Source organism: Streptomyces griseochromogenes (assembly GCF_001542625.1).
Lineage (GTDB): Bacteria > Actinomycetota > Actinomycetes > Streptomycetales > Streptomycetaceae > Streptomyces > Streptomyces griseochromogenes.
Genome location: NZ_CP016279.1, coordinates 8,677,125 through 8,702,962, shown reverse-complemented (window position 1 = coordinate 8,702,962; position 25,838 = coordinate 8,677,125). Strand labels below are relative to the sequence as shown.

Genomic DNA, 25,838 nt, shown 5'->3' with positions numbered 1-25,838 from the left:
CCAGTACGCTCTCCACCTCATAGCGTGATCGTATGAACAGCACTCCGCGGACCCGCACCGTCGTCAGCTGCGCCTTGCTGGTGACCGCCCTCGGCGCGGGCGTCATCGGCTGCGGCTCGGACGGCAACCCCCTGTCGGCCAAGCCGTACGACGCCGCGGACGAGGTTTCCTTCAACAGCCCCACCGGTGAGGGGAAGCGGGCCGACCCGGACAAGCCGCTGGAGGTCACCGCCAACAGCGATGACGACCGGATCACCGACGTCACCGCCCAGGACTCCACAGGGCGCTATGTGGCGGGCGAACTGGCCGCCGACGGGAGCCGCTGGCACAGCACCTCCCCGCTGGCCGCCAACGCCCACTACACGGTCACCGTGAGCATCGAGGACGACGACGGCGCGCCCGGCCGCAAGGTCCTCGCCTTCGACACCAGCAGGCCGACCGCCCAAAAGCGCCTGAACGTCACCTTCGGCCCGGACGCGGGCCAGTACGGCGTCGGGCAGCCCGTCACCGCGCAGCTGGACCAGCCGGTCAAGGACAAGGCACAGCGGGCCGTCGTGGAGCGCGCCCTCAGGGTGGACTCCACCCCGGCCGTGCAGGGCTCCTGGTACTGGGTGAGCGACAAGGAACTCCACTACCGCCCCAAGGAGTACTGGCCCGTGCACGCCACGATCCAGGTGCACAGCAACCTGGACGGCGTCAAGATCAGCGACCGTCTGTGGGGCGGCAAGTCCAAGGCCCTGAAGATCACCACCGGCGACCGGATCGAGGCCGTCACGGACGCCGCGGCCCACCAGCTGACGTTCTTCCAGAACGGCCAGCAGATCAACCAGGTCCCCGTCACCACGGGCAAAGCCGGCTACGAGACGCGCAACGGCGTCAAAGTCGTCCTGGCCAAGCAGTACTTCGTACGGATGCGCGGCACCACGGTCGGCATCGCCGAGGGCAGCGCCGACTCCTACGACCTGCCGGTCTACTACGCCACCCGGGTGACCTGGTCCGGCGAATACGTCCACGCCGCGCCCTGGTCCGTGGGCTCCCAGGGCTACGAGAACGTCAGCCACGGCTGCACCGGCATGAGCACCGGCAACGCCGAATGGTTCTTCGACCACATCCACGAGGGCGACATCGTCAGGGTCGTCAACTCCAACGGCGACCCGATGGAGCCCTTCGGCAACGGCTTCGGCGACTGGAACGTCGACTGGAAGAAATGGCGCACCGGCAGCGCCCTCGTCAACGACGCCCCCGACGGCCCTTCACCACAGGATGCGCTGCGCCTCCAGCCAACGGCCCTGTAGGCGCCCCAAGGGGCGCGGGGAACTGCGCATCAGCCCCCACCGGGCCGCAGCCGCACAGCCGCCTCGCGCCCCGCGCGGCTAGGCGCTCAGCAACCTCTTCCGACGGAGCAGACCGGCCAGCGCCGCCGCGAACTCCACCGGATCCACCGGCAGGGTGACCGCCGCGTCGGCCCTGCTCCACGTGGCCAGCCAGGCGTCCTGAGGCCGCCCCATCAGCAGGAGCACAGGCGGACAGTTGAAGACCTCGTCCTTGATCTGCCGGCACACCCCCATGCCCCCCATGGGCACGGCCTCACCGTCGAGCACGCACACATCGATGCCGCCCTTGCCCAACTCCCGCACGACCGCCTCAGGAGTCGCGCACTCCACGAACTCGACCAGGGGAACATCGGGAGCCGGCCTCCGGCCGGTCGCCAACCGCACCTGTTCCCGCGTATTGGAGTCGTCGCTGTACACCAGCACCGTAGCGGTCGGCTGCATGCTTCCTCCGAGACGTCAGCGTCCTACGGACAGGGCCGTTCGGTGCGGATGTTACTCCCATGAACACCACGTCAACACCGGTTCGGAGGGCAGCAACACTCCGAACGGCACCCCCCGGAGTGAGGGCGGGATAAGCGACCGACATAATGTCGGTCGTGGCGACAGCAACGACAGTAGAAACCGGGCACGCGCACCCGTCGGTCAACCGGCCGAACCTCACCAGCGTCGGAACCATCATCTGGCTGAGTTCCGAGCTGATGTTCTTCGCGGCCCTCTTCGCGATGTACTTCACCCTGCGATCGGTGACGGGTCCGGCGCACTGGAAGCACATGGCCGAGGCGCTCAATGTGCCCTTCTCCGCGACGAACACCACGATCCTGGTGCTCTCCTCGCTCACCTGCCAGCTCGGCGTGTTCGCCGCCGAGCGCGGGGACGTGAAGAAGCTCCGTGGCTGGTTCATCCTCACCTTCATCATGGGTGCGATCTTCATCGGCGGTCAGATCTACGAGTACACGGAGCTGGTGAAGAAGGACGGCATCTCGCTGTCCTCCGACCCGTACGGCTCGGTGTTCTACCTGACCACCGGCTTCCACGGCATGCACGTGACGGGCGGCCTCATCGCCTTCCTGTTCGTCCTCGGCCGCACCTACGCGGCCAAGAGGTTCACGCACGAGCAGGCGACCGCAGCCATCGTCGTGTCCTACTACTGGCACTTCGTCGACGTGGTCTGGATCGGCCTTTTCGCCACGATCTACCTGATCAAGTAGCCGGGACCGCTCCCGCACATCCAGAAGCATCGACGCAGAAGATCCTGACACCGGGGTAATCCGTGAAAAAGCTCTCCGCACGACGACGCCATCCGCTGGCGGCGGTCGTCGTCCTACTCTTCGCGCTGGCGGCCACTGGGGGGCTGTACGCCGCGTTCGCACCCGCGAGCAAGGCACAGGCCGATGAAACCTCCCAGTCCCTGACCATCAAGGAGGGCAAGAAGCTCTACGAGGTCGGCTGCGCCAGCTGCCACGGCACCGGTGGCCAGGGCTCCTCCGACGGCCCGAGCCTGATCGGCGTGGGCGCCGCGGCGGTCGACTTCCAGGTCGCCACCGGCCGTATGCCGGCGGCCACCTCGCAGGGCCCGCAGGTCGTAAAGAAGAAGAACATCTACACGCAGGACCAGATCGACCAGCTCGCCGCGTACATCGCGTCGCTGGGCGCCGGTCCCGAGGTGCCGACGAAGGAGCAGTACGGCCCGGACGGGGCGGACATCGCCAAGGGCGGCGAGCTGTTCCGCACCAACTGCGCGCAGTGCCACAACTTCACCGGCAAGGGTGGTGCCCTCACCAAGGGCAAGTTCGCGCCGGACCTGACGGGTGTCGACGCGAAGCACATCTACGAGGCCATGCAGACGGGCCCGCAGAACATGCCGTCCTTCCCCGACACCACCCTGTCGTCGAAGAACAAGAAGGACGTCATCGCGTACCTGCACGCGATCAACAGCAGCGAGACGGAGCAGCCGGGCGGCATGGAGCTGGGTGGCCTCGGTCCGGTCACCGAGGGTCTGTTCGCCTGGATCTTCGGCCTCGGCGCGCTGGTCGCGGTAGCCGTCTGGGTCGCCGCTCGGACCGCAAAGGCCAAGAAGTCATGAGTAGCCAAGACATTCCAGAAGAGAACCTGCCCGCTGAGCAGGACGAAGAGCGCCGCGCCGTAGCGGTCGCGGACGAGCGGAACCCGTTCGCCGACCCGGGGCTGCCGCCTCACGAGCACCGGATCCAGGACATCGACGAGCGGGCCGCCAAGCGGTCCGAGCGTGTGGTGGCCCTGCTGTTCACGGTGTCGATGCTGGCCACCATCGGCTTCATCGTCTCGTACGTGACGATCCCGCACGACAAGTCGATCTTCGTCTTCCCGCTCGGGCACATCAGCGCGCTGAACTTCGCGCTCGGTCTGACCCTCGGTACGGCGTTGTTCTGCATCGGCGCGGGCGCGGTCCACTGGGCCCGCACCCTGATGTCCGACGTGGAGGTCGCCGACGAGCGCCACGCGATCGCGGCCTCTCCCGAGGTCCGTGCGAAGGTCCACGCGGACTTCAAGCAGGGCGCCAACGAGTCGGCGATCGGCCGCCGCGGGCTGATCCGCACCACGATGTTCGGCGCGCTGGCCCTCGTGCCGCTCTCCGGCGTCATGCTGCTGCGCGACCTCGGTCCGCTGCCCGGCACCTCGCTGCGCCACACGTTGTGGGCCAAGGGCAAGCTGCTCGTCAACATGAACACGAACCAGCCGCTGCGTCCCGAGGACGTCGCCGTCGGTTCGCTGACCTTCGCCAAGCCCGAGGGCCTGGAGGAGACCGACGAGGAGTTCCAGAACGAGATCGCCAAGGCCGCCCTGATGATCATCAGGCTGCAGCCGGACAACATCAAGGACAAGCGCGAGCTCGACTGGTCGCACCAGGGCATCGTCGCGTTCTCGAAGATCTGCACCCACGTCGGCTGCCCGATCTCCCTGTACGAGCAGCAGACGCACCACGTGCTGTGCCCGTGCCACCAGTCCACCTTCGACCTCTCCGACGGTGCCCGAGTGATCTTCGGCCCGGCCGGTCACGCCCTGCCGCAGCTGCGCATCGGCGTGAACGACGAGGGTTACCTCCAGGCGCTCGGCGACTTCGAGGAGCCCGTCGGTCCTGCATTCTGGGAGCGCGGATGAGCACCAACGAGAACAACGAGCGCCGCGGCAAGGCCCCGGCAGGCGAGCGGATCGCGGACTGGGCCGACGGCCGGCTCGGGATCTACTCCCTGGCCAAGTCCAACATGCGCAAGATCTTCCCCGACCACTGGTCGTTCATGTTGGGCGAAGTCTGCATGTACAGCTTCCTCATCATCATTCTGACCGGTGTCTATCTGACGCTGTTCTTCCACCCGTCGATGAACGAGGTGGAGTACCACGGCAGCTACGTCCCGCTCCAGGGACAGCTGATGTCCGAGGCGTTCAACTCGACCCTGCACATCTCCTTCGACGTGCGCGGTGGTCTGCTCATCCGGCAGATCCACCACTGGGCCGCGCTGATCTTCCTCGCCGGCATGTTCGTGCACATGATGCGCGTGTTCTTCACCGGCGCGTTCCGCAAGCCGCGTGAGATCAACTGGCTGTTCGGCTTCCTGCTGTTCGTCCTCGGCATGTTCACCGGTTTCACCGGTTACTCGCTCCCGGACGACCTGCTCTCCGGCACCGGTGTCCGCTTCACCGAGGGTGCGATCCTGTCGATGCCGATCGTCGGCTCGTACATCTCGTTCTTCCTCTTCGGCGGTCAGTTCCCCGGTCACGACTTCGTCGCCCGGTTCTACTCGATCCACATCCTGCTGCTGCCGGGCATCATGCTCGGCCTGATGGTGGGCCACCTGATCCTGGTCTTCTACCACAAGCACACGCAGTTCGCGGGTCCCGGAAAGAGCGAGAAGAACGTCGTCGGCATGCCGCTGCTGCCGGTGTACATGGCCAAGGCGGGCGGCTTCTTCTTCCTGGTCTTCGGTGTGATCGCGGCCATCGCCGCGGTGACCCAGATCAACCCGATCTGGGCCATGGGTCCCTACCGCCCCGACCAGGTGTCCACCGGCGCCCAGCCCGACTGGTACATGGGCTTCGCCGAGGGTCTGGTCCGCTACATGCCGGGCTGGGAGATCAACTTCTGGGGTCACACGCTGGTCCTCGGCGTGTTCATCCCGCTGGTCCTCTTCGGTCTGGTCCTGGGCGTGATCGCGGTCTACCCGTTCATCGAGTCCTGGGTCACCGGCGACAAGAGCGAGCACCACATCCTGGACCGCCCGCGCAACGCCCCGACCCGTACGGCCTTCGGTGCCGCCTGGGTCACGGTGTACATGGTCGGCCTGGTCGGTGGTGGCAACGACCTCATCGCCACCCACTTCCACCTGTCGATCAACGACGTGACCTGGTTCGTCCGGATCTTCTTCTTTGCCGGACCGGTCATCGCGTTCATCGCCACCAAGCGGATCTGCCTCGGCCTGCAGCGCCGCGACCGCGAGAAGGTGCTGCACGGTCGCGAGACCGGCATCATCAAGCGTCTGCCGCACGGTGAGTTCATCGAGGTCCACGAGCCGCTCAGCCAGGAGCAGCTGCACACCCTCACGGCCCACCACCAGTACGAGCCGGCCGAGATCGGCCCGACGGTCGACGAGAACGGTGTCGAGCGGAAGGTGAAGACGTCCGAGAAGCTGCGCGCCAAGCTCAGCAACGCCTACTACGGCGAGGACAACCAGATCCCGAAGCCGTCCGTCGAGGAGTACAAGGAGATCACGAGCGGCCACGGCCACCACTGATCCCCGCGTCGCCACGCCACGCAGAAGGGCCCCGTCCGGCTTCCGGACGGGGCCCTTCGCCGTGCCCCGGGCTGGATAGGGTGGGATCACACTGTTCTGCTAGACACACAGGAGCGGCTATGAGCGCTGTGACCCCCGCTGGAGGCGACACCGCGGCGGGCCGTTCCTGGCCCGCCCTGCTGAACGGGCTGCTGGACGGCCGGGACCTCACCGCCGACGACACGGCCTGGGCGATGGACCTGATCATGCGCGGGGAGGCGACCGACGCGCAGATCGCCGGATTCATGGTGGCGCTGCGGGCCAAGGGCGAGACGGTGCAGGAGATCACCGGCCTCGTGCGGACCATGTACGAGCACGCCAACGTGATCGAGGTGCCGGGGCCGGCCGTCGACATCGTCGGCACCGGCGGCGACGGCGCCAAGACGGTGAACATCTCCACGATGTCCTCGATCGTGGTCGCCGGCACGGGAGCGAAGGTCGTCAAGCACGGCAACCGCGCCGCGTCCTCCGCCTCCGGGTCCTCCGACGTCCTGGAGAAGCTCGGCATCAATCTGAACCTGACCCCGCAGCGGGTCGCCGAGGTCGCCGAAGAGGCCGGCATCACCATCTGCTTCGCGGTGAAGTTCCACCCGTCGCTGCGGTACGTCGCCCCCGCGCGCGGCCAGCTGGGGATCCGTACGACCTTCAACGTCCTCGGTCCGCTGACCAATCCGGCCAAGGTGCGGGCCCAGGCCGTCGGTGTCGCCGATCCGCGCATGGCGCCGATCGTGGCCGGGGTCCTCGCCGAGCGCGGCAACTCCGCGCTGGTCTTCCGCGGGGACGACGGCCTGGACGAGCTGACCACCACCTCCACCTCCCGGGTGTGGGTGGTCAGGGACGGCAAGGTCACCGAGGAGAGCTTCGACCCGCGGGACGTCGGCATCGAACTCGTCCCCGTGGAAGCCCTGCGCGGCGCCGACGCGTCCTACAACGCGGAAGTGGCCCGGCGCGTGCTGGACGGCGAGAAGGGCCCCGTCCGGGACGCGGTACTGCTGAACTCGGCGGCCGCGCTCGTCGCTCTGCGGCCGACCGGGGCGCCGCTGGCCGATCAGCTGCGGGCCGGTATGGCCGAGGCGGCCGAGTCGATCGACTCGGCCGCGGCGAAGCGGACGCTGGAGCGCTGGGTGGCGGCGAGCAACAGGTAACGGATCCGAGGCGCGGTCCCGCGATCCGGACAGGAGTTGCGGGACCGCGATCACTTCACGTACGTTCCTGTCCAGGTCATGAGTGACAGCCACAAGGCCCCGGCCGGCTGTCCGGCAACCCTCCGTCCGTGGCGGGGTGCCCCGGGTGAAGACCAGGCCGTAGGCAGCGAGGTCTACGGCAAGCGCGGACCCCTCGCACACCAGGGGTCCTGGTCGTCGAGGAGCCTCCCGTGAGCAAGCGAATGCGATAGGGCGTAGAGCCCCGCCTCCGCATCCCCCTTTTCACTTCCTCCGTGCTTGAGCCACACCCGCTCGCACGGCGGTTCCGCCTTGCCATTCACGGGAGTTCCCCATGTCCGTCTCCACCGCTGCCTCCGCCCAGTCCATTTGCGCCCACCTGCCCGTTCTGGGCCGTGATGTCACTGTCCCGCTCGTGACCGGCGGCGAAGTCGCCTACGCCGCCCTCGACTACGCGGCCAGCGCCCCCGCCCTGCAGCGCGTCTGGGACGACGTGGCGGCCTACGCGCCGTACTACGGCAGCGTCCACCGTGGCGCCGGCTACCTCTCCCAGCTCTCCACCGACCTGTTCGAGAACGCCCGCGGGACGGTCGCCGAGTTCCTCGACTGCCGCGAGGCCGACCAGGTCATCTTCACCCGCTCGACCACGGACTCCCTCAACCTCCTCGCCCGCGCGCTCCCGGCCGACTGCCAGGTCTTCGTCTTCGAGACCGAGCACCACGCCTCCCTGCTGCCCTGGCAGGACGCCCGCGTCACCTACCTCAACGCCCCGCGCACCCCGCGGCAGGCCGTGGAGACCCTGGAGCGGGCCCTGGCCGACCGGGACCCCCACGGCCCGGCCCTGGTCTGTGTCACCGGCGCCTCCAACGTCACCGGCGAGCTGTGGCCGGTGCGCGAGCTGGCCGCCGCCGCCCACGCCCACGGCGCCCGGATCGTCCTGGACGCCGCTCAGCTGGCCCCGCACCACCCGGTCTCGGTCCAGGAGCTGGACGTCGACTGGGTCGCCTTCTCCGGCCACAAGCTGTACGCCCCCTTCGGCTCCGGCGTCCTGGCCGGCCGCGCCGACTGGCTGGTCGCCGCCGAGCCGTACCTCGCGGGCGGCGGCGCGAGCCGCAAGGTCACCCGGCGCGAGGACGGGGGAGTGGCCGTTCAGTGGCACGAGAACGCCGCCCGCCACGAGGCGGGCTCCCCGAACGTCATCGGCGCCTACTCCATCGCCTCCGCCTGCAAGGCGCTGACCGAGGCCGGCTTCGACAGCCTCGTCGCCCGTGAACGGCACCTGATCGCCGAGGTCCGCGAGGGCCTCGCCGAGGTCCCCGAGGTCAGGATCCTCTCCCTCTTCGGCGACGACGCCCCGCGCGTCGGTGTGATCAGCTTCGTCGTGGACGGCTGGAACAGCTCCCACTTCGCCGCCGCCCTCTCCGCCGAGTACGGCATCGGCGTCCGCGACGGCCTGTTCTGCGCCCACCCCCTGGTCCGCACCCTGCTGGGCTCCGCCCCCCAGACGCAGGGCGAATGCGGCGCCCCCGAGGCGGCCCCCGGCGAGAAGTCCCTGAACGCGATCCGGGTGAGCTTCGGCGCGGGCACGCCCGACGAACACGTGGACCGCTTCGTCAAGGCGGTGAAGGAACTGGTCCGCGACGGCGCCAAGTGGCAGTACCGCACCGAGGAAGGCCGCTGCGTCCCCGCGGTCTGAAGCCGGCCTGAAGGGCAGCCCCAGGGGCGCGGGGAACTGCGCGAGAAACCACAACGCACCCGCACCCGCAAGACGACCGCGCCTCGCAGACGCCCAGGCGGCGTTGAACCGATCAGTTGTCCAACCCGATCGAAAACGCCGCCTCAAGATCATGCTGCGAGTACGTCCGGAAAGCGACATGCGTATCCGTGCCCTCGACCCCCGGAATCTTGCTGATCCGCCCCGGAATCACCTCGGCCAGATCCTCGTGCTGCCGCACCCGGACCATGGCGATCAGGTCATAGGTACCGGTGACGGAGAAGACCTCACTCACCGAGTCCAGCGAAGCGATCTGCTCCGCGATCTCGGGGATCCGGTCCACGCTGGTCTTGATCAGGACGATCGCGGTGATCACGACTGGTTCTCTCCCTCGGGTACCGGAGCTGCGGCGGCCTTCACTCTAGTCGTACGGAATCGCGCCCACGCATAGACGAAGCCCACCCCGAACCCCACCAGATGCGCCAGGTACGCCACCCCCGGCCCTTGCGCGGAACGCCCCGCCGCGAGCCACTGCAGAGCCGCCCAGAAGGGCAGCACGACCCAGGCCGGGAATCGCATCGGCAGGAAGAGCAGGAAGGGGAGGAGACTGGTGACACGGGCGCGGGGGAACAGGTAGAGGAACGCTCCGAGGACCGCCGAGATCGCCCCGGAGGCGCCCACCAGCGACTGCTCGGAGGCGGCGTTGGCGGCCGCGTACCCCAGCAGGGCCAGGTAGCCGCAGCCGACGTAGAAGAGGGTGAACTCCAGCCGGCCCATCCGCTCCTCGGTCATCGTCCCGAAGACGAAGAGGAAGAGCATGTTGCCGAGCAGATGTACCCAGCTGCCGTGCACGAACAGCGCGGTGGCCGGCGTGAGGACGTCTCGGGCGGGCCCGTCGAACAGCTGCTCCGGGACCACTCCCCAGCGCCGGAAGTACGTGCGCTGCGCCGCCGTCAGCGCGTCCCCGGAGCCGTACGCCGGAGTCAGCCCCGAGGCCGGGCCCAGCACGAAGATCAGGCAGCACAGGGCCATGAGGCCGTATGTCATCGGGGCGGAGGCACCCCGGACCGCCCGGACCGCCCTGAGGGCTCTGCCCGCCGCTGTGCTCCTGGCGTTGATCATGACTACAGAGCATGACGTAACGGGACGCATGCCGACAGACCGCCTCGCCGCCGTGAACAGATGGGCGGCGAGGACCCGCCAGGCCGTAGGGTTACGAGCCACACGCGTCGGGGAGCGGCGCGGACGGACCCGAGTAAGGAAGCGAACAGCCACGATGACGGTTCCCCTGCCGACCGCCACGACGCGATGGCGCTGCACCCTCTGCGGAAACCTCACCCGCTTCGACGTGACCCGCTCGTCGAAGGTCGTCGAGTACGTCCACCTCGACCTGGCCGGTGAGCCGACGGTCGAGGAGCGCGAGGTGGTCAGTGAGACCATCGAGTCGGTGCGTTGCCGCTGGTGCAACGCGGTGGACCAGGTGGAGCTCGTGGACAGGCCGGGCGCCGGCTCCTGAGCGGAGCGGGCCCCGTACAGGTATTGGGGTGTGACGGATGGTGGAGACCGCAGGCGGGGGGCCGGGCGACGGCACCGCTGAGGTGCTTGACCGTCCGCTGCCCGACGGCGTGCGCCGGCGGGTCGTGCAGATCGTGTCGGACGGCTTCGGCGGGCTGACGGTCGGCGAACTGCCCGCCCAGCTGAGGCAGTACGCCCGGTTCACCCCGAGTCGGCGGGCCAAGTTCGCCGGGAACGCGATGGCGGCCGCGGTGGAGACCGATGCGCTGTTCCGGCAGCGGATCGGGGAGAAGTTCAGAGAGGCGCAGCCGGAACTCTCCGGCGCCCTCGACTCCGGCTCGCCGCCCCCGGCCGCGGACCCGCTCGACGTGGCGGCCGCGGCCTACGTACTGCGCCCCGCGGGCTGGGTGAAGCTGGTCGCCGCGGCCGGCGAGGAGGCCCAGCGCGCGGACGCCGAGCGGGCCGACGAGGAGAGCCGGGCCGAACTGGAGCGGCTGCGCGCCGAACTCGCCCAGGCCCGGGAGCAGACCCGGGCCGAAGCCGAACGGCTGCGCACCGAGCTGGAGTCGGCGAAGAAGGAAGCGGAATCGCTTCACCGAAAACTGCGTGCCGCGCTCAGCGACGTCAAGCGCGGGGAGGCCGCGCTGCGCAAGGTCCGGGGCGAGATCGAGGCCGTGCGCACCGAGGGGCAGGCGCAGGTGTCGGCCGCCGAGAGCGAGTCCCGGCGGCTCAAGACCCGTCTGGGCGAGGCCGAGGCCGCGCTGGAGGCCACCCGCAGGGCGGCCCGGGAGAGCCGCAGCGTCGAGGACATGCGGGTACGGCTGCTGCTCGACACCCTGCTGGACGCCACCCAGGGGCTGCGCCGGGAACTCGCGCTGCCGCCGGTCTCGGTGCGCCCGGCCGAGACCGTGGACGCGGTCGAACCGGGACGGATGACCCCGAAGGACATCGCGGCCCGGGCGCTGTCCGAGAACGACCCCGCGATCCTGGACCAGCTGCTCGCGCTGCCGCAGGCGCATCTGGTGGTCGACGGCTACAACGTCACCAAGACCGGCTATCCGCAGATGCCGCTGGAGAAGCAGCGGCTCAGGCTCCTCGGCCAGCTCTCGGCGCTCGCCGCGCAGACCGGCGCCGAGGTGACGTGTGTCTTCGACGGGGCCGAGCTGGCGGCGCCGGTGCTGCTCGCGCCGCCGCGCGGGGTGCGGGTGCTGTTCTCCAAGCCGGGGGTCACGGCGGACGAGCTGATCCGCCAGCTCGTGCGCGCGGAGCCGCCGGGCCGTCCGGTCATCGTCGCCTCGACCGACCGGGAGGTGGCCGACGGCGTCGCCAGGGCGGGTGCCCGACCGGTCGCCTCTGCGGTACTTCTCAAGCGACTGTCCTGAAGATTCAACGCGTGCGCACAATGCCCGAATTGACCTGACCTGCACGCCACATAGGGTCAATCGAGCATCACTGGATGTGAGTTGTGTGCAAAGAATGCATTGCGTCACGGTGTTTTTTGGTGCGAGGATTTGAACTGATCACAAGTGGGTCACTAGGGTCTGGGCTCGAACCTCCGAACGGGTGAACACTCACAAGAAGGAGTTCGTCCTCCGTGGCGTCCCACCGTCGACTGAAGCAGCCGAGCCGCACGCGCGTGACCGTGCTGACCACCGCGGCAGCCGCCGCCGTCGCGCTCAGCGCGAACGCCGCCAATGCCGCACCGAGCGAGAAGCTCGGCAAGGACGAGGTCAAGGCGAAGGTCGACAAGCTCTACGAGCAGGCGGAGCAGGCCACCGAGAAGTACAACGGGGCCAAGGAGAAGCAGCAGAAGCTGCAAAAGGAAATATCCACCATTCAGGACAATGTGGCCCGCGGTCAGCAGGAGCTCAACAAGCTCCGCGACGGCCTCGGTTCGCTGGCGACGGCCCAGTACCGCTCCGGTGGCATAGATTCCTCGGTCCAGCTCTTCCTGTCCTCCAACCCGGACGACTTCCTCGACAAGGCCTCCACGCTCGACCAGTTGAGCAGCCAGCAGGTCGAGGCCCTGAAGAAGATTCAGGACAAACAGCGCGAACTCGCCCAGGAGCGCGCCGAGGCCGCCGAGAAGCTCAAGGACCTCGCCGCCACCCGCACGGAACTGGGCAACAAGAAGAAGGAAGTCCAGGGCAAGCTCGCCGACGCGCAGAAGCTGCTCAACTCCCTGACCGCCAAGGAGAAGGCGGAGCTGGCCGCCCAGCAGCAGCGCGCCGACCGCTCCTCCAGCGAGCGAGTGAACCTCGGCGACGCCCCGCCCGCCTCCGGCCGCGCAGAGGCTGCCTTCCAGGCCGCCCAGAGCCAGATAGGCAAGCCCTACGTCTACGGCGCCACCGGCCCCTCCTCCTACGACTGCTCCGGCCTGACCTCCTGGGCCTACGCCCAGGCCGGCGTCTCGATACCGCGCACCTCCGAGGCGCAGGCCAATGCGGGGACACGTATCTACGACCAGAGCCAGCTGAAGGTCGGCGACCTCGTCATCTTCTTCGGCGACTACCACCACGTCGGTCTGTACGCGGGCAACGGCCAGGTGTTGCACGCTCCGCACACCGGCGCCGTGGTGCGCTACGAGGCGATGAGCAACATGACGTTCGAGTTCGGCGTCCGCATCTGATCCCTCCTGAAGTCAGGACCGGGTGACGTCCGAACGGGCGAATCCCGGGAACCGGAACTGACTCCACGCCCCGCCCATGACCTGCGTCAGTGGCGGGGCGTCCCGTTTTGTGCGGTCACCGAGGTGTACCGGGGTGTTTCGCCGCCGCCCTGTCGCACGGCTACTGTCTGGCGCGTTTCCCCGGCGCAGGGGCCTCCCCGTCCCCGGCGCCGGGGACGCCGTCTCTGTCCGCCAGCAGAAGGACTGCCGTGGGGTCCCATCGCCGCCTTGTACCGTCCGGCTTCGACCGGGGCGCCGGTGCCGCCCTGTGCGCGCTCGCGGCCGCGGCCACCGCACTCGGTGCCGTACCCGCCCAAGCGGCCCCGCACGGAAGCACCCGGGCCGAGGTGGACCGCCTCTACGCCGAGGCCGAGAAGGCGACCCAGGCCTACGACAAGGCCGACGAGCGGGCCGACACGCTGCGCCGGGAGGTCAAGGAAGCCCAGGACCACATCGCCCGGCAGCAGCAGCGCATCAACACCTTGCGCGAGCGGCTCGGTTCGCTGGCCGGCGCCCAGTACCGCTCCGGCGGCATCGACCCGGCCGTCGCCCTGCTCTTCTCCGACGACCCGGCCGACTACCTCGACAAGGCCACCACGCTCGACCGCATCGGTGCCGAGCAGTCCGAGCGGCTGAGCGAGTTGCGGTCGGCGATGCGTGACCTCACCCAGGAGCGCTCCGAGGCCGCCGGGAAGCTCGCCGCCCTGGAGCAGAGCCGCAGGGCCGTCGCCGCGCACAAGCGGACCGTCGAGCAGAAACTCGCCAAGGCCCGGCAGCTGCTCAACTCCCTGCCCGCCGCCGAACGCGTCGCCTACGACCGGGCCTCCCGCTCCGTCCGCGCCGACCTGCCCGGCGTGCCCGGCCTGACCGACGCGGGCGTGGGCGCCGTCGCCACCGACTCCCGCGCCTCGGCCGCCGTCGCCGCCGCCCTCTCCGCCCTCGGCCGCCCCTACGTCTGGGGTGCCAACGGGCCCTCCGGCTTCGACTGCTCGGGCCTGATGCAGTGGTCGTACGCACGGGCCGGGGTCCATCTGCCGCGCACCTCGCAGGAGCAGCGCTACGCCGGCCGGCATATCCCGCTCTCCCAGGCGCGCCCCGGCGACCTGGTCGTCTACCGCGGCGACGCCAGCCATGTGGGGATGTACGTCGGCAACGGCCAGGTCGTCCACGCGCCCTACCCGGGGGCGCCGGTGCGCTACGACCCGGTCGGGATGATGCCCATCACCTCGGTCACCCGGCCCTGACCTCCCACCGCGCACCGTACGATCGGAAAATGGCTGATCGCGGGCGAGCCCGGCGGGTGTGGCGTTCCACGGCGGTGGGACTCTGTCTGCTGCTCACGGCGCCCCTGTCCGGATGCGGCGGGCGAACGGCGGCCGACTCCGCGCGCGCCCAGGTCCAGCGGGTGCTCGACGCGCGTTCGGCGGCCCTGCTCGGCCATGACGAGAGGGCCTACGGCGTGACGGGCACCCGTGGCGAGTACACCCGCCTGCGCGCGCTCCCGCTGGCCTCCTGGACCTACCGGGTGACCGGCCTGCGCCGCGGCGGCTCCGGCGCCACCGCCGACGCCGATCTGCGCTACCGGGTCGCCGGCTACGACCGGGCCCCGGTGAGTGTCCGCCGCACCCTCGCCCTCGGCCGCACCGCCGACGGCAGGTGGTACGTGACCGCCGACCGGCCCGCGCGGGGGGCCGGTCGGCAGCTGTGGGACGAGGGCACGGTGACCGCCGTCGAGGGCGCGCACAGCCTGGTGCTCGGGACCGGCCAGAGCGCCGGCGTGCTGCGCGGGTACGCCGGCCTCGCCGACCGCGCCGTCCCGGCCGTCTCCGGTGCCTGGGGCACCGACTGGGCGCGCCGGGTCGTCGTCCTCGTCCCGCACACGCTGGAGGGGATGGCGGCCCTGCTCGGTTCTCCCGCCGCCAACTACCGGGGCATCGCCGCGGTCACCACCGGGGAGGTGGGCGGGTCCGGTGCCGCGCCCGCGGACCGGGTGGTCGTCAACCCGGACGCGTACGCCCTGCTCGGCGGCGTCGGCAAGCAGGTCGTGCTCACCCACGAGACCACCCATGTGGCCACCCGCGCGCACACCACCACCGCCACCCCGCTGTGGCTCTCCGAGGGCTACGCCGACTGGATCGGTTACCTCGGCACCGGCCGTACGCCCCCCGAGGCCGCGCCGGAACTCGCCCGTGCCGTCCAGGACGGCACTGTGCCCTCGGCGCTCCCCGTCGACCGGGACTTCCGCTTCAGCAGCGACCCGGTCCACCTCGCCGAAGCCTACGAGGGCGGCTGGCTGGCCTGCCGGATGATCGCCGATCACTGGGGTCCGGCCCGGCTCGGCGCCTTCTACCGGTCCGTCGGCGCCCACCCGAAGCGCGAGGGCGCTCTCGACGAGGCGTTGACGAAGGTGCTCGGGACGACGCCCGAGGCGTTCACCGCGCGGTGGCGGGAGTACGTGCGCGATCAGCTCGGCTGACCGAGGACCTCGATGGCCTCGCGCAGCCACGCCCGCTCCGCCGTGCCGGTGGCCCGGGCGACCCGCAGCATGCCCTGCCGGAAGAGGTCACCGGCCTCCTCCGCGCGCACCGGTTCGCCATCCCGGTAGAAGAAGCTCGCCGGGGTCTGCAGGAAGTCCAGCCGGCGGCGCAGCACCGCGGCCTGCTCGGCCGGGTCGGGCAGCCGGCCGAGGAAGGCCAGCACCGTGTTGAAGCGGACGTGGTCGGTGATCTCCACCTGCTTGGGGTGCCGCAGCCGCTCCAGCAGATCCGCGCGGCCCCGCTCGGTGAGGGACAGCATCCGGCGCGGGGCGGCGCCGGCGCCCTCCTCGGCGCGCTGATCGAGTTTGTCCGCGGCGACGAGCCGGTTGATGGCCGGATAGAGGGCGCCGTCGCTGACCGGGCGGACATGGCCGCTCAGCGCCGTGATGCGCTCCTTCAGTTCGTAGCCGTGCAGGGGTCCCTCGGCGAGGAACCCCAGGATCGACAGCTCCAGCACGCGAATTCCTCCTTGCAGCGGACCTGACGGCCATGCTACCTCTTATCGAGCTACCTCGTTTAGAGGTAACACGATAAGAGGTGGCTCGATGCAGGGGGACATGATGAACGCTCATCGCTCACGGCTCGTCTCGCTCGCCCGGCCCGTCTACTTCTCGCTCCTCGCCTCCGTCGCCTCCGGGATCATCAACACCGTCTGGGTCTCCCGGCTCGGCGGTGCCGCCGTGGCCGCCGTGGCCGTCGCGACCAACACCGAGAACCTGCTGCTCGGAGTCGCGATGGTCTTCGCCTCCGGGACGACCGTGCTGATCGCGCACGCCAGGGGCGCCCGCGATCCCGACGCCGTGCGGGCCGCGGTGCGCGGCGGCTGGGCGCTGTGCGGGCTGGTCACACCGCTGGTCGCGGTGGGCGGGCTGCTGCTGCGCGAGCCGCTGGCCCGCCTGGTCCTCGGCGGCGGCGGGTCGGCGGCCCTGCACCTCGCGACCGCCTACTTCGCGATCTCCCTGCCGGGCATGACCGTCTTCTTCGCCCAGCAGCTCGTCGACGGCATCCTCAAGGGCGCGGGCGACACCCGCACCCCGATGCGGCTCGCCCTGCTGGCCAACGGGCTGATCCTGCTCTGCGACCCCGTGCTGATCCACTTCTACGGCGTCCGGGGCGCCGCCGCCTCCACGGTGCTGTGCCGCTGTGCGGCCCTGGCGGCCGGCCTGCGCGCCCTCGGCCGCAACGCCCTGCTGCGCACGGCCGCGCGGTCCCGCCCGACGGGGCCTTCCTCCTGCTCGAACGATCTCATCCGGGGGCACCCCCGTCTCGCCGCCCTGCGCCGCACCCTCACCACCGGCCTGCCCATGTCCGCCGACTTCACGGTGCGGCAGGGCGGGGCGCTGATGCTGGTGGCGATCGTGGCGCGGCTCGGTGTGCCGGCGGTGGCCGCGTACGCGATCGCGTACAAGGTCATGTACGTCGCCACGATGGCCTTCTACTCGGTACGGCAGGCCGCCGCGATCCACACCGCGCACACCCGGGGCGCGGGCAAGGACGCACGCCGGGCCATCGGCCGGCAGGCGATGCTCGTGTCCGCGGCCCTCGGGCTGGGCGCCGCCGTGCTGTTCGCCGCCACCGCCCCCTGGATCATGGCCGCGTTCGGCGCCGGACCCGAAGCCGCCCGTCAGGGCGTCCTGTTCCTGCGCTGCGTCGGCCCCTACCTCCTGCTGATGTCCTGCTTCATCGCGCTCGGCGGGGTCTTCGAGGGCAGCGGCGGAGCACCGGCTCTGCTCAGGGTCACCCTGCTCGGCACCGCCGTCCAGCTGCCCCTGGCCCATGTCCTCGCCGGCCTCGGCCTGCCCGGCGTCTGCCTGGCGCTCGCCCTCGCGATGGCCGTGCAGTGCGGGGCCGTGACGGTGCTGCTGCGACGGGCGGGCCGTCAGGAGGCGGAGGTCTCCTTCGCGCGGGTCGTCTGACGGGGCAGCGGAGTCCCGGCGGCCGCGGGCACCGCGCGCCGCCACAGCTCCCGGGCCGCGATCAGCGTGGCAGCGACCAGCAGCCCGTCGCGGAGCAGCAGCAGCGTGACGCCGTACGGGTCGCTCACGACCACGTGCGCGAAACCGATCGGGAACTCCATGACCGTGAGCAGGGCCGCGGCCAGGAGCAGCGAGGCGGGTGCGCCCATCCGGCTCGCCCTGAAGCACAGGCACACGGCGGCCAGGCCGATCAGCCACACCAGGTACTGCGGGCTGATCACCCGGCTGGTGACGGTGAACAGCAGCACCGCCGTGAAGGCCGCGTCCGCGAGCGTGTGCGGCGCGAACCGGGCCGCCCGCAGCCGCCACAGCACCAGCCAGCCGAAGGCCGCCCCGGTCAGTGCCATCGCGGCGCTGCTGACCAGGCCGACGTACGGGCCGAGGAACTCGATCGAGCCGTAGTTCAGCAGCACCTCGCCCGGCCAGCCGAACCGCCGGGCGACATGGAAGACCAGGCCGCCCAGCGACTCCACCTCGGTGCCCCGGTCCCGCTGGAAGGCGAGGAAGCCGAACGCGCCGGGCATGGCCGCGGCGAACAGCGCGCCGAGGCCGCCCGCGGTCACCGCGGCCCACGTCCACGCCCGCGGCCGCGTGGCACCCGCCAGGAGCAGCGCCGGCCACACCTTCAGCAGCGCCCCGAGGCCGGCCAGCGCGCCCAGCACACGGGGGCGCCGCGTCCCGGCGAGCAGGGCCGCCACGGCCACCGCGGTCACCATCAGGTCGTAGCGGGCGTAGACCGTCGGGCCGAGCAGCGGCACGCCCGCGACCCAGGTCCAGGCCCCGCGCGGCGACCGGCCGGGGCGCAGGCCCGTGTACAGCAACAGGGACAGCACGGTCAGATCGGCGAGGCACACCAGTGCGAAGAAGGCGTGCGGGTAGGCCAGGAAGGGCAGGGCGGCCGGGGAGAGGATCGGGAGGGCGGCGGCGGGCGGATACTGCCAGGCCACGTCGCCCACCGGGAACGTGCCCTGGCGCAGCACCCCGTACCAGCCCTGGTAGATCACCGACACATCGGTCGTGACGTCCACGCCGGGGAAGGGGAGCATCCGGAGCACGAGGAGCAGCAGCACCAGCCGACTGACACACCAGGCCCCGAGCAGCGCCGCGGCCTGCCCGCCCGTCCTCTTCACCCGCGCCCCTGTCCGTCGCATGCCGTGGCCCTGGGAAACCATGATTCCCCGGCCGACCGCGCACGAGCCATGAAGCGGGGCCGAGAACCCCCCGATCCCATGCCCACCCGCTCTCGGATCTTGCGTCCCTGGGCCTTTCCGTGTTCCGGCTCTTGCGTCGTCCGGCCTTCCGCCCCCCGGCCCTCCGTCCCCTGCCCTTCCCGCCTCCGCCCCCGACGGCCGGTCGCGAGTCCCGGCTGCGGTCTGTGGCCGGGGTTTTCGAGTGAGCGCGAGTCGGGTGGGCGGGTGGGGGGACACCTCGGCCCGGTAGAGTCCGCGGCGATGCACAACACGCTCATCGTGACCAACGACTTTCCGCCCCGCCCGGGCGGCATCCAGGCCTTCCTGCACAACATGGCCCTCCGTCTGGACCCGGGACGGCTCGTCGTGTACGCCTCCACCTGGAAGCGTGGCCGGGAGGGCATCGCGGCCACGGAAGCCTTCGACGCGGAGCAGCCCTTCACCGTCGTACGCGACCGTACGACCATGCTGCTGCCCACACCGGCCGCGACCCGGCGGGCGGTCGGGCTGCTGCGCGAACACGGCTGCACCTCGGTGTGGTTCGGGGCGGCCGCGCCGCTCGGCCTGATGGCGCCCGCGCTGCGCGAGGCGGGTGCCCGGCGCCTGGTGGCCACCACCCACGGGCACGAGGCCGGCTGGGCCCAGCTGCCCGCCGCCCGGCAGCTGCTGCGCCGGATCGGCGAGTCCACGGACACGATCACGTACCTGGGCGAGTACACCCGCTCCCGGATCGCGACCGCGCTCACACCCGACGCGGCCGGGCGCATGGTGCAGCTGCCGCCGGGAGTCGACGAGAAGACCTTCCACCCCGGCTCGGGCGGCGACGAGGTGCGAGCGCGGCTCGGGCTCACCGAGCGGCCGGTGGTCGTGTGCGTCTCGCGCCTGGTGCCGCGCAAGGGCCAGGACACGCTCATCAGGGCCATGCCCCGCATCCTGGCCGCCGAGCCGGACGCCGTACTGCTCGTCGTCGGCGGCGGACCCTACGAGCGGGATCTGCGCCGACTGGCCCGGGAGACCGGCGTCGAGGCATCGGTCCGCTTCACGGGCTCCGTGCCCTGGTCCGAGCTGCCCGCGCACTACGGCGCCGGGGACGTCTTCGCCATGCCGTGCCGCACCCGGCGCGGCGGCCTGGACGTCGAGGGCCTCGGCATCGTCTACCTGGAGGCCTCCGCCACCGGGCTGCCGGTCGTCGCGGGTGACTCCGGCGGTGCGCCGGACGCGGTCCTCGACGGGGAGACCGGCTGGGTCGTGCGGGGCGGCGAGCCGGCCGAGGCCGCCGAACGCATCGTCGCCCTCCTCGCCGACGCCGAGCTGCGCCGCCGCATGGGCGAGCGGGGCCGCCAGTGGGTCGAGGAGAAGTGGCGCTGGGACCTGCTGGCCGAGAAGCTCAGGGACTTGCTCTAGCGGACGGCCCGCCGCGCCGGCCTCCGAGGACGTCGCCCTGCCCAGCCGCAGCGGCACACGAACCATGTCGAAAGGTCCTCATGAACATCGTCTCGGTCGTGACTCCTGTGCACGGCGACGCCGCGCGCTTCCTTCCCGACGCGTACGCCTCCCTGCTCTCCCAGGACCTTCCCGACGGATGGTCATGGGAATGGTGCGTGCAGGAGGACGGGAGCGACGTCCGCGCGCGGTCGCATCTTCCGGCGGACGATCCGCGCATCCGCGTCTCGGCGTCGCGAGCCGGCGGCCCGCACGTGGCACGAACGATGGCGTTCGCCCGGTCGACCGGCCGCTACGTGAAGACCCTGGACTCCGACGATCAGCTCACCCCCGGGGCACTCGCGCGTGACGTCGCCGTGCTGGAGGAACACGCTTCGGTGGGCTGGACGACGTCCCGGGTCGTCGATCTCCTCGAGGACGGCAGCACCGTGTCGTTCGAGCTCAGCGATCCGCGGCCGGGCAGGCTTCTGCGGGGGAGCGCATTCGATTTCTGGGCCGAGCACCGTCGCCCTCACGTCCACCCCGCCACGCTCTGCGTCCGGCGCCCTTTGATGGCGCTGCTGGGTGGCTGGATGGCCCTGCCCGCCTCGGGCGACACCGGTCTTCTCCTCGGTCTGGACGCTCTGGCGGACGGATGGTTCATCGGTGACACCGGGCTGATGTACCGCAAGCACGGCGGTCAGATCACGGCCCACCCCGATCACCGCAACGGTGCGGAGTGGGAAGCCCGGATGTCGCTGATCCGGGAGCACGCGGAGGCTCTCCGGGCCTGGGCCGCCGGCAAGGACGCCGTGGGGGGCGAGCAGCGCTGACACGGCGCCGGCCTTCCAGGTGCGTCCGGCCCGGCGGAGCCCCTTGGCGGAACCGGAAAATCCGCACATGCTGCGCGCATGACAGGAAAACTGATTCAGCGTCAGCTGACGAGACGTCAAATCCTCGGTATGGCGGCCCTGCAGACGGCCGCAGCCCTCGGCTTCACCCGTATCGGCCTGCAGTCGGCCCGCGCGGCCGAGCCCGACGCCGCCGAATCCGCCCCCGCCATCGTCGTCGGTTCGGGCTACGGCGGCGCCGTAGCCGCTCTCCGCCTCGGCCAGGCCGGCATCCGCACCCTCGTCCTGGAGATGGGCCGCCTGTGGAACACCGCCGGGAGCGACGGCAAGGTGTTCTGCTCCACCAGCGCCCCCGACCAGCGCTCCATGTGGTTCCGCACCCGCACGGAGGCCCCGCTCGCCACTTTCCTGTGGCTGGACCTCGTCAACAAGGACATCAGCCCCTACCCCGGGGCCCTCGACCGCGTGCACTACGACAACATGTCGGTCTACGTCGGCCGTGGCGTCGGCGGCGGCTCCCTGGTCAACGGCGGCATGGCGGTCACCCCGCTGAAGTCCTACTTCGCCGAGCAGTTCCCGACCGTCGACGCCGACGACATGTACGGCACCTACTTCCCGCGCGCCCGCTCCATGCTCGGCGTCAACACCGTCGACCCGGCCTGGTTCGAGTCCACGGAGTGGTACAAGTTCACCCGCACCTCCCGTAAGGCCGCCGCCAACGCCGGCCTGAAGACCACCTTCGTGCCGAACGTCTACGACTTCGGCTACATGCAGCGCGAGGCCGCCGGCACCGCCACCAGGTCCGCGCTCGCCGGCGAGGTCATCTACGGCAACAACTACGGCAAGCGCAGCCTCGACAAGACCTACCTGGCCGCCGCCCTCGGTACCGGCAACGTCACCATCCACACCCTGGAGAAGGTCAAGGCGGTCACCAGGGCGAGCGACGGATCGTACGTCCTGACCGCCGACCGCATCGACACCACCGGCAAGGTCGTGGAGACCAAGCAGTACGGCTGCACGTACCTCTTCCTCGGCGGCGGCAGCCTCGGCACCACCGAACTCCTCGTCCGCGCCCGGGACACCGGCACCCTGCCGAACCTGAACTCCGGCGTGGGCGCGGGCTGGGGCACCAACGGCAACACCATGCTCGGCCGCGCCAACCACGTCTGGGACACGGTCGGCGCCAACGAGGCGACCATGCCGGTGATGGGCATCGACGACTGGGCCAACGCCGACAACCCGGTCTTCGCCGAGATCGCCCCGCTGCCCATGGGGTTCGAGCACTGGATCAGCCTGTACCTGGCGATCACCAAGAACCCCGAGCGGGCGTCGTTCTCGTACGACTCCTCGTCCGGCGCGGTGAAGCTGGGCTGGACCCCGGCCCAGAGCGCCGTGTCGGTCGCCATGGCCAAGAAGCTCTTCGACCGGATCAACGCGGCCAACCTGACCATCTACCGGTACGACCTCTTCGGCTCGACCAGCAAGATCTTCGCGGACGACTTCACCTACCACCCGCTGGGCGGCTGCGTCCTCGGGAAGGCGACCGACGACTACGGCCGGGTCAAGGGGTACTCGAAGCTCTACATCACCGACGGCTCGCTCGTGCCCGGCAACCTCGGCGTGAACCCCTTCGTCACCATCACCGCCCTCGCCGAACGCACGATGGCGCGGGTCCTCGCCGAGGACACCGCGCCATGACGCTCTTCCGGACGGGCGACTACTTCGCGTAGATCGCCTCGATCTCGTTCGCGTAGTCCTTCGCCACCACGTTCCGCTTGAGCTTCAGCGACGGGGTGAGGTGGCCCGACTCCTCCGAGAACTGGGAGGACAGAATGCGGAACTTCCGCACCGATTCCGCCTTCGACACCGCGGCGTTGCCGTCGTCGACCGCGTCCTGGATCGCGGCGATCAGGTCCGCGTCCTCGCGCAGCGACGCCGCGGTGGAGCCCGCCGGCTTGCCGTGCTCCTCGGCCCAACGGCCCAGGAACTCCTCGTCGATGGTGACCAGCGCGCCCACGAACGGCCGCCCGTCGCCCACCACCATGCACTCCGCGACCAGCGCGTGCGCCCGGATGCGGTCCTCGATCACGGCCGGGGCCACGTTCTTGCCGCCCGCGGTGACGATGATCTCCTTCTTGCGACCGGTGATCCTGAGGTAGCCGTCCTCGTCGAGGGTGCCGATGTCACCCGTGTGGAACCAGCCGTCGGCGAGCGCCTCCGCGGTCGCGCCCGGGTTGTTCCAGTACTCCTTGAACAGGTGCTCGCCGTGCAGCAGCACCTCGCCGTCGTCCGCTATCCGGATCACCGAGCCCGGCAGCGGCTGGCCGACCGTGCCGATCTTCTGCCGGTCCCAGGGGTTGAACGCGGTCGCCGCGCAGGATTCGGTCAGGCCGTAGCCCTCCAGCACCGTGAAGCCGATGCCGCGGAAGAAGTGGCCGAGCCGCTCGCCCAGCGGGGCACCGCCGGAGATGGCGTACTCGCCCCGGCCGCCGAGGACCGCGCGCAGCTTGCTGTAGACCAGCTTGTCGAAGACCTTGTGCTTGATCTTCAGGCCCAGGGGCGCGCCCGACGGGGTGTCCAGCGCCTTGCTGTAGGCGATCGCGGTGTCCGCGGCCTTGTCGAAGATCGCGCCCTTGCCGTCCGCCTGCGCCTTGGCGCGCGCGGAGTTGTAGACCTTCTCGAACACGCGCGGTACGCCGAGGATCAGCGTCGGCCGGAAGGCGGCCAGCTCGTCGGTGAGGTGCTTGATGTCCGGCACGCAGCCCAGCTTGATCGGCGCCATCATCGGCGCGATCTGCACGAGCCGTCCGAAGACATGCGCGAGCGGGAGGAAGAGCAGCACCGAGCACTCACCGGTGCGGAACAGCGGCCGCAGCCGCTCCACGATGTTCCCGCACTCGGCGAAGAAGCTGCGGTGGGTCAGCACGCACCCCTTGGGGCGGCCCGTCGTACCGCTCGTGTAGACGATGGTCGCCGGGTCGTCGGCGCGGGCGAGCGAGGAGCGCTCCTCCACGGTCGCGTCCGCGACGTCCTGCCCGAGCCGGCCCAGCTCCTCCAGGCCGCCGGCCTCGATCTGCCAGACGTGCTTGAGGGCGGGCAGCGTGTCGCGCACCGCGTCCACCGCGGCCGCGTGGCCGTCCAGTTCCACGACACAGGCGGTCGCGCCCGAGTCGGACAGGATCCACTGCACCTGCTCCGGCGAGCTGGTCTCGTACACCGGCACGGTGACCGCGCCGGCGCACCAGATCGCGAAGTCGAGGAGCGTCCACTCGTAGCGCGTCCTCGACATCAGGCCGACCCGGTCCCCGGGCTGCACGCCGGCGGCGATGAGGCCCTTGGCGGCGGCGTGCACCTCGGCCAGGAACTGCGTGGCCGTCACGTCCTGCCAGGCGCCGCCGACCTTGCGGGCGATGACGGCGACGTCGGGATGCTGCGCGGCGTTTCTGCGGACGATGTCGGTCAGGTTGCCGTCCGCGGGGACCTCGTACAAAGCCGGAAGGCTGAACTCGCGCAAGACTGCTGCTCCTCATAGGGCGCCGGCGCCACGACACTGTGTGATGCGACGGTGCGGTCCAAGGCTCGGGCTAGTGCTCCGGAGCTTCACGCTTGGCTGAAACCCAGAGCACGACTGGACTGCCCGGACGTTACCCGCCGGTATGGCTTCTACGACAGGGGGTCCCGACGAGATGTTCGCTGCGTCACACGGGATGGCGTTCCTTCGCGCACAGTAGTCCACGGCCTAAGCGACCGGCGAGTAACCGGGTGACGGACCGGCACTGTTCACGCACACCCCACACACTTACGCTTGATCACCATGGCACCCACACGCTCCGGAAACCGGAGGACCCGCGTCCATGTGGTCAGCGACGTGCACGGCAACGCCCGTGACCTGGCCCGGGCCGGTGACGGAGCGGACGCCCTGATCTGCCTCGGTGACCTCGTCCTCTTCCTCGACTACGCCGACCACTCGCGCGGGATCTTCCCCGACCTGTTCGGCAAGGAGAACGCCGACCGCATCGTCGAGCTGCGCACCGCCCGCCGCTTCGAGGAGGCGCGCGCCTTCGGTGCCCGGCTGTGGGCCGGTATCGGTTCCGACCGGGCCACCGCGATCGAGAAGGCGGTGCGCAAGCAGTACGCCGAGATGTTCGCCGCGTTTCCGACGCCTACGTACGCGACATACGGAAATGTCGACATGCCGCCCCTGTGGCGTGAGTACGCGGAACCCGGCACCACGGTGCTGGACGGGGAGCGGGTGGAGATCGGCGGCTGGACGTTCGGCTTCGTGGGCGGCGGCCTGCGCACCCCGATGCGGACGCCGTACGAGATCGACGACGAGGAGTACGCGGCGAAGATCGAGGCGGTCGGCGAGGTGGACGTGCTGTGCACACACATCCCGCCGGAGGTGCCCGAGCTGGTCTACGACACCGTCGCGCGCCGCTTCGAGCGGGGGAGCAGGGCCCTGCTGGACTCGATCCGCCGTACCAGGCCGCGCTATTCCCTCTTCGGCCACGTCCACCAGCCGCTGGTGCGCCGGATGCGGATCGGGGCGACCGAGTGCGTGAACGTGGGGCATTTCGCCGGTACGGGCAGGCCCTGGGCGCTCGAATGGTGAGGACCGGGAGATGCGGTGAAGGCGGTGAAGGCGGCTGGTCGGCGGCGCGGT

23 protein-coding genes and 1 riboswitch are annotated in these 25,838 nt (G+C 70.5%); of the genes, 17 read left to right on the top strand and 6 right to left on the bottom strand.

All coding sequences use genetic code 11. The annotated features are described in order from the left end of the window. Positions 1 to 32: 32 nt before the first annotated feature. On the top strand, positions 33 to 1,295 hold the full coding sequence (locus AVL59_RS37770) for a L,D-transpeptidase (protein ID WP_067313650.1): 1,263 nt from the start codon (positions 33 to 35) through the stop codon (positions 1,293 to 1,295). A gap of 78 nt (positions 1,296 to 1,373) precedes the next feature. On the opposite strand, the gene AVL59_RS37765 is transcribed toward AVL59_RS37770, so the two are convergent. After that, on the bottom strand, positions 1,374 to 1,775 hold the full coding sequence (locus AVL59_RS37765; RefSeq protein WP_067313649.1) for a response regulator: 402 nt from the start codon (positions 1,773 to 1,775) through the stop codon (positions 1,374 to 1,376). A 146-nt stretch (positions 1,776 to 1,921) separates the two neighbouring features. Between AVL59_RS37765 and ctaE the strand changes: the two genes are divergently transcribed. From ctaE to AVL59_RS37735, 6 genes are all read left to right on the top strand, one after another. Then, positions 1,922 to 2,542, top strand: a complete 621-nt coding sequence (ctaE, locus tag AVL59_RS37760; RefSeq protein ID WP_066992847.1) for an aa3-type cytochrome oxidase subunit III — start codon at positions 1,922 to 1,924, stop codon at positions 2,540 to 2,542. Between the two features lie 62 nt (positions 2,543 to 2,604). Next, on the top strand, positions 2,605 to 3,417 hold the full coding sequence (gene qcrC, locus AVL59_RS37755) for a cytochrome bc1 complex diheme cytochrome c subunit (RefSeq protein ID WP_067313647.1): 813 nt from the start codon (positions 2,605 to 2,607) through the stop codon (positions 3,415 to 3,417). Continuing rightward, positions 3,414 to 4,472 (top strand): cytochrome bc1 complex Rieske iron-sulfur subunit, encoded by a 1,059-nt coding sequence (gene qcrA / locus AVL59_RS37750; RefSeq protein WP_067313645.1) that lies wholly within the window; start codon positions 3,414 to 3,416, stop codon positions 4,470 to 4,472. Before qcrC ends, qcrA begins: the two co-directional genes overlap by 4 nt. Beyond that, the gene (qcrB, locus tag AVL59_RS37745; RefSeq protein WP_067313643.1) at positions 4,469 to 6,100 is read left to right on the top strand and encodes a cytochrome bc1 complex cytochrome b subunit; all 1,632 of its coding nucleotides are present in this window, start codon (positions 4,469 to 4,471) and stop codon (positions 6,098 to 6,100) included. Before qcrA ends, qcrB begins: the two co-directional genes overlap by 4 nt. A gap of 119 nt (positions 6,101 to 6,219) precedes the next feature. Next, a complete protein-coding gene (trpD, locus tag AVL59_RS37740; RefSeq protein ID WP_067313641.1) occupies positions 6,220 to 7,284 on the top strand; it encodes an anthranilate phosphoribosyltransferase in 1,065 nt (354 codons plus the stop codon). Positions 7,285 to 7,358: 74 nt separating this feature from the next. Beyond that, positions 7,359 to 7,475: riboswitch (SAM riboswitch) on the top strand. Between the two features lie 161 nt (positions 7,476 to 7,636). Beyond that, a complete protein-coding gene (locus AVL59_RS37735; RefSeq protein WP_067313640.1) occupies positions 7,637 to 8,998 on the top strand; it encodes an aminotransferase class V-fold PLP-dependent enzyme in 1,362 nt (453 codons plus the stop codon). A gap of 112 nt (positions 8,999 to 9,110) precedes the next feature. On the opposite strand, the gene AVL59_RS37730 is transcribed toward AVL59_RS37735, so the two are convergent. After that, complete coding sequence (locus tag AVL59_RS37730) at positions 9,111 to 9,392, bottom strand: Lrp/AsnC family transcriptional regulator (protein ID WP_067313638.1); 282 nt, start codon at positions 9,390 to 9,392, stop codon at positions 9,111 to 9,113. Then, positions 9,389 to 10,138, bottom strand: coding sequence for a rhomboid family intramembrane serine protease (locus tag AVL59_RS37725; protein ID WP_079147184.1), 750 nt, complete (start codon positions 10,136 to 10,138; stop codon positions 9,389 to 9,391). Before AVL59_RS37725 ends, AVL59_RS37730 begins: the two co-directional genes overlap by 4 nt. A gap of 154 nt (positions 10,139 to 10,292) precedes the next feature. Between AVL59_RS37725 and AVL59_RS37720 the strand changes: the two genes are divergently transcribed. The 5 genes from AVL59_RS37720 (at position 10,293) to AVL59_RS37700 (ending at position 15,675) form a co-directional block, all read left to right on the top strand. Further along, positions 10,293 to 10,532, top strand: a complete 240-nt coding sequence (locus AVL59_RS37720; protein WP_014672226.1) for a hypothetical protein — start codon at positions 10,293 to 10,295, stop codon at positions 10,530 to 10,532. Positions 10,533 to 10,569: 37 nt separating this feature from the next. Next, a complete protein-coding gene (locus AVL59_RS37715) occupies positions 10,570 to 11,913 on the top strand; it encodes an NYN domain-containing protein (protein WP_067313635.1) in 1,344 nt (447 codons plus the stop codon). A gap of 212 nt (positions 11,914 to 12,125) precedes the next feature. Next, on the top strand, positions 12,126 to 13,160 hold the full coding sequence (locus tag AVL59_RS37710) for a C40 family peptidase (protein WP_067313633.1): 1,035 nt from the start codon (positions 12,126 to 12,128) through the stop codon (positions 13,158 to 13,160). A 248-nt stretch (positions 13,161 to 13,408) separates the two neighbouring features. Further along, positions 13,409 to 14,443 (top strand): C40 family peptidase, encoded by a 1,035-nt coding sequence (locus AVL59_RS37705; protein WP_079147183.1) that lies wholly within the window; start codon positions 13,409 to 13,411, stop codon positions 14,441 to 14,443. Positions 14,444 to 14,472: 29 nt separating this feature from the next. Further along, complete coding sequence (locus tag AVL59_RS37700) at positions 14,473 to 15,675, top strand: hypothetical protein (protein ID WP_208870511.1); 1,203 nt, start codon at positions 14,473 to 14,475, stop codon at positions 15,673 to 15,675. On the opposite strand, the gene AVL59_RS37695 is transcribed toward AVL59_RS37700, so the two are convergent. Then, complete coding sequence (locus tag AVL59_RS37695) at positions 15,663 to 16,193, bottom strand: PadR family transcriptional regulator (RefSeq protein ID WP_067313632.1); 531 nt, start codon at positions 16,191 to 16,193, stop codon at positions 15,663 to 15,665. The genes AVL59_RS37700 and AVL59_RS37695 overlap by 13 nt on opposite strands. A 103-nt stretch (positions 16,194 to 16,296) precedes the next feature. Between AVL59_RS37695 and AVL59_RS37690 the strand changes: the two genes are divergently transcribed. Further along, positions 16,297 to 17,652, top strand: a complete 1,356-nt coding sequence (locus AVL59_RS37690) for an MATE family efflux transporter (protein WP_067318204.1) — start codon at positions 16,297 to 16,299, stop codon at positions 17,650 to 17,652. On the opposite strand, the gene AVL59_RS37685 is transcribed toward AVL59_RS37690, so the two are convergent. After that, positions 17,616 to 18,863, bottom strand: coding sequence for a glycosyltransferase 87 family protein (locus tag AVL59_RS37685; RefSeq protein ID WP_067313630.1), 1,248 nt, complete (start codon positions 18,861 to 18,863; stop codon positions 17,616 to 17,618). The two genes, AVL59_RS37690 and AVL59_RS37685, sit on opposite strands and share 37 nt — an antisense overlap. Positions 18,864 to 19,163: 300 nt before the next feature. On the opposite strand from AVL59_RS37685, the gene AVL59_RS37680 reads away from it, so the two are divergent. The 3 genes from AVL59_RS37680 (at position 19,164) to AVL59_RS37670 (ending at position 22,873) form a co-directional block, all read left to right on the top strand. Further along, a complete protein-coding gene (locus AVL59_RS37680) occupies positions 19,164 to 20,306 on the top strand; it encodes a glycosyltransferase family 4 protein (protein WP_067313628.1) in 1,143 nt (380 codons plus the stop codon). Between the two features lie 80 nt (positions 20,307 to 20,386). Further along, positions 20,387 to 21,157, top strand: a complete 771-nt coding sequence (locus AVL59_RS37675; RefSeq protein ID WP_067313626.1) for a glycosyltransferase family 2 protein — start codon at positions 20,387 to 20,389, stop codon at positions 21,155 to 21,157. A gap of 78 nt (positions 21,158 to 21,235) precedes the next feature. Further along, positions 21,236 to 22,873 carry a GMC oxidoreductase gene (locus AVL59_RS37670; protein WP_455568916.1) on the top strand — a complete coding sequence of 546 codons (1,638 nt, stop codon included), beginning with the start codon at positions 21,236 to 21,238 and terminating at the stop codon, positions 22,871 to 22,873. A gap of 19 nt (positions 22,874 to 22,892) precedes the next feature. On the opposite strand, the gene AVL59_RS37665 is transcribed toward AVL59_RS37670, so the two are convergent. After that, positions 22,893 to 24,689 (bottom strand): AMP-dependent synthetase/ligase, encoded by a 1,797-nt coding sequence (locus AVL59_RS37665; RefSeq protein WP_067313622.1) that lies wholly within the window; start codon positions 24,687 to 24,689, stop codon positions 22,893 to 22,895. Between the two features lie 300 nt (positions 24,690 to 24,989). Here AVL59_RS37665 and AVL59_RS37660 point away from each other — a divergent pair, with 300 nt between their 5' ends. Next, positions 24,990 to 25,787, top strand: a complete 798-nt coding sequence (locus tag AVL59_RS37660; protein ID WP_067313621.1) for a metallophosphoesterase family protein — start codon at positions 24,990 to 24,992, stop codon at positions 25,785 to 25,787. Positions 25,788 to 25,838 lie beyond the last annotated feature (51 nt).

Coding starts and splice junctions, on each gene's coding strand:
- AVL59_RS37660 (WP_067313621.1), top strand. CDS start 24,990: ATGGCACCCACACGCTCCGGAAACCGGAGGACCCGCGTCCATGTGGTC.
- AVL59_RS37770 (WP_067313650.1), top strand. CDS start 33: ATGAACAGCACTCCGCGGACCCGCACCGTCGTCAGCTGCGCCTTGCTG.
- AVL59_RS37765 (WP_067313649.1), bottom strand. CDS start 1,775: ATGCAGCCGACCGCTACGGTGCTGGTGTACAGCGACGACTCCAATACG.
- AVL59_RS37685 (WP_067313630.1), bottom strand. CDS start 18,863: ATGCGACGGACAGGGGCGCGGGTGAAGAGGACGGGCGGGCAGGCCGCG.
- AVL59_RS37735 (WP_067313640.1), top strand. CDS start 7,637: ATGTCCGTCTCCACCGCTGCCTCCGCCCAGTCCATTTGCGCCCACCTG.
- qcrA (WP_067313645.1), top strand. CDS start 3,414: ATGAGTAGCCAAGACATTCCAGAAGAGAACCTGCCCGCTGAGCAGGAC.
- AVL59_RS37690 (WP_067318204.1), top strand. CDS start 16,297: ATGAACGCTCATCGCTCACGGCTCGTCTCGCTCGCCCGGCCCGTCTAC.
- AVL59_RS37725 (WP_079147184.1), bottom strand. CDS start 10,138: ATGATCAACGCCAGGAGCACAGCGGCGGGCAGAGCCCTCAGGGCGGTC.
- qcrB (WP_067313643.1), top strand. CDS start 4,469: ATGAGCACCAACGAGAACAACGAGCGCCGCGGCAAGGCCCCGGCAGGC.
- AVL59_RS37670 (WP_455568916.1), top strand. CDS start 21,236: ATGACAGGAAAACTGATTCAGCGTCAGCTGACGAGACGTCAAATCCTC.
- trpD (WP_067313641.1), top strand. CDS start 6,220: ATGAGCGCTGTGACCCCCGCTGGAGGCGACACCGCGGCGGGCCGTTCC.
- AVL59_RS37715 (WP_067313635.1), top strand. CDS start 10,570: ATGGTGGAGACCGCAGGCGGGGGGCCGGGCGACGGCACCGCTGAGGTG.
- ctaE (WP_066992847.1), top strand. CDS start 1,922: ATGTCGGTCGTGGCGACAGCAACGACAGTAGAAACCGGGCACGCGCAC.
- AVL59_RS37680 (WP_067313628.1), top strand. CDS start 19,164: ATGCACAACACGCTCATCGTGACCAACGACTTTCCGCCCCGCCCGGGC.
- AVL59_RS37720 (WP_014672226.1), top strand. CDS start 10,293: ATGACGGTTCCCCTGCCGACCGCCACGACGCGATGGCGCTGCACCCTC.
- AVL59_RS37675 (WP_067313626.1), top strand. CDS start 20,387: ATGAACATCGTCTCGGTCGTGACTCCTGTGCACGGCGACGCCGCGCGC.
- AVL59_RS37700 (WP_208870511.1), top strand. CDS start 14,473: ATGGCTGATCGCGGGCGAGCCCGGCGGGTGTGGCGTTCCACGGCGGTG.